Source organism: Mycobacterium sp., assembly GCF_035499775.1.
Classification (GTDB): Bacteria; Actinomycetota; Actinomycetes; order Mycobacteriales; family Mycobacteriaceae; genus Mycobacterium.
In genome coordinates this window covers 1-2,608 of sequence record NZ_DATJYB010000345.1, presented here as the reverse complement: position 1 = coordinate 2,608, position 2,608 = coordinate 1, and the positions used below count along the sequence as shown (strand labels likewise).

Annotated in this window: 2 protein-coding genes and 1 pseudogene; 2 read left to right on the top strand and 1 reads right to left on the bottom strand. The window is 67.3% G+C overall.

Annotation, left to right across the window (positions count from 1 at the left end):
- Nucleotides 1–475, top strand: a 475-nt coding sequence (locus VML93_RS21630) for an MspA family porin (RefSeq protein WP_325613839.1), incomplete at its 5' end; no start/stop codon positions are given.
- A gap of 53 nt (nucleotides 476–528) precedes the next feature.
- Here VML93_RS21630 and VML93_RS21625 read toward each other — a convergent pair.
- Nucleotides 529–2,244, bottom strand: coding sequence for an IS1634 family transposase (locus VML93_RS21625; RefSeq protein WP_325613837.1), 1,716 nt, complete (start codon nucleotides 2,242–2,244; stop codon nucleotides 529–531).
- Nucleotides 2,245–2,442: 198 nt separating this feature from the next.
- Here VML93_RS21625 and VML93_RS21620 point away from each other — a divergent pair.
- Nucleotides 2,443–2,608, top strand: a pseudogene (locus VML93_RS21620) (hypothetical protein); the annotation flags it as partial.

The window sequence follows — 2,608 nt, the reverse complement described above, 5'->3', positions numbered from 1 at the left end:
CAATGGAGTGTTTCCGTTGGACCGCAACCGGCTGACGCGTGAGTGGTTTCATTCGGGTCGGGCGATCTACGACGTGGCCGGGCCGGGTGCCGACAAATTCGAGGGCACGTTGGAGCTGGGGTATCAGATCGGGTTCCCCTGGTCGCTGGGGGTGGGGCTGAACTTCAGTTACACCACGCCGAACTTCAACTTCGACCAGACGCCGGTGTTTAACCCCGCCGGCACGTTGATCACGACTCCGCCGCTGCTGCCGGGTGCCTCGATCAGTGCGGATCTGGGCAACGGCCCCGGAATTCAGGAAGTGGCGACGTTCTCGGTGGATGTGGCCGGTCCACACGGTGGTGTGTCGGTGAGCAATGCGCATGGCACGGTGACCGGTGCCGCCGGTGGTGTGCTGCTGCGTCCGTTCGCTCGGTTGATCTCCAAGCAGGGCGACAGCGTCACCACCTACGGCGAAACCTGGAACATGAACTGACGTTCTAGCCCGAGTTTCCTGGATAAGTTGATCTTGTTGTGTGTTTGTGCAGGTCATCGATGTTTTTCGGGTTGGCTCGGCGTATTACCTAACTGTGGTGGTCCCCAGCGGTCGAGACCGAAGATCTGGTAGAGGCGCTGCTGGGTGGGGTCGCGGTCGGTGAGGATGCGGCGGGCTTTGGGGCGGCCGCGGTCGCCGGGGTAGAGCAGGACCGTTTCCTGGATGCCTGCCAGCGCGTCGAGCAGTGCCGGCACGGACAGGTCGAGGTCGTGCTGGTGGGCGTGGCGGCGCATCAGGTGCGCCACGGTCAGGGCGAGCACGCAGTAGAAGGTGTGCACCCGGATCTTCTGCTCGGTCCAGTGGTGCATGGGGGTGAACGACACGACGTGAGGGTCTTTGAGTTGGCGGAATCCGAACTCGGCGTCGGATTGGGATCGGTAGCCGGCGACGACCTCGGCGGTGCTCCAGTCGTGCCGGTCGGTGATCAGGACGCGTTTGCCGAAGGTGCGGTCTTGCAGTGCGGCGCGGGCGGATTCGTCGACACGCCAGGACAGCCGCATGCCGGTCGGGGTGTCACCGGTGATGGTGGCGCTCAGCACGTCGCGGACCCACCGTTGGTCGGTGATCTTGGCGACGGCGGCCTCGAGTTGGCCGCGGTTGCGCCGGCCGCGGCCACCGGCGAGGGCCTCGGCGATCGTGGTCAGCTTGGCGTCGGCTTTGGCCAGGGTCTGATCCAACCCGCGGGCCTGGCCGGCGTGCAGCTCGGCCGAATGGGTGAGTACCCCGCGGTGATCGAGCCCGAGCGCGGTCACCGCGACCTCGTGGGCGGTCACGCCGTCGAACCCGGCGACCGGCCGGTACGCCGATCGTGGAATGGCCAGCAGGCCGGGGTGATCCGAGGGTGGCAGCGACCCCACGTAGTGCAGCCGCGCGTCGGTGAGGGTGGTGAAGTTCGGTTCGCTGTTCTGTCCGGCGTCGAAGACGACGGTCAGATCGGCGGGGTCGGCGCCCAGCGCGCGGTGCCGTGCGGCGAGTTCGCCGATCATCGCGGCGAACTGGGTCACGTCCGGCTTGTTGCCCGGGTAGGCGCGGCTGAGCAGTGGGATGCCGCCGTCGCGGGTGACGACCAGACCGAGCCCGACCAGCCGTAGGTCCGAGCGTTTCTGTTTCGCCTTGCCCCGCTGCGCGATCGGCGCCTTGTCGTTGGTCGAGTCGATGTAGGTGGCGAAGTTGGTCATGTCCAGCGCCATCGACGAGGTGTCGACCCCGTACTCGGTGATCACCCGCGCGGCGACCCGTGCCTCGATCTCGTCGAGCCGGTCGACGTCGACCGCGTCCATCGCGTCCCAGAACCGGCGATGATCCACCGCGCCGGCCGGCAGCTTGACCAGCCGATCCCCGGCGGTGCGTGTCCACCAGTCGGCGAAGGCCAGCTTCGACCGCGGCGCCACCACCCGGTTCACGGCGGCCAACGCGAGGTAGGTGCCCACCGAGGCGCCCGCATCCGATCGCCGCGCCCCGAGGACCTCGTCGACCACGCCCATCACCCCGAGCCGGTCGATCACCGACCACGCCGCGGCCAGGTCACCGAACCCCAGATGCCTTGTCCGCGAGGGCATCGCGGTGGCGCCGTCGACCGCCCGCTCGATCTCGGCAGCGGTACCCAGGTACCGCTGCTCCACGATCCGCGGGCGCCCGTCCACCCGCGCCGAGGTCGCCAGGTAGTAGTACGTCTTCCCGCCGATCTTCTTGCTGATCACCGACGTCACCCATTTAGGTAATACAACTTTCGGCCCGAAGTCAACCACCCGCGCGGCATGTCGCCGCAGGTCAGCCACTATCCGCGGAACCGCCCAGAATTCAAGATCGAACTAGCCCGGAAACTCGGGCTAGGGCACGGCCGCGTGACGTGGTTGTGATCGCCGCGAGTTCGGGAATCGCCGCCGGCAGCAGATAGGCTAGGGCTAATGGTGCCGCTTTGGTTCACGTTGTCCGCGCTCTGTTTCGTGACCGCGGGTGTGCTGCTGTACGTCGACCTCGACCGACGGCACAACCACGGCCGGCGCCGCCGGTCCTGGGCCCGCTCGCACGGGTTCGACTACGAGCCGGAATCGGCCGAGATCGTCAAGCGTT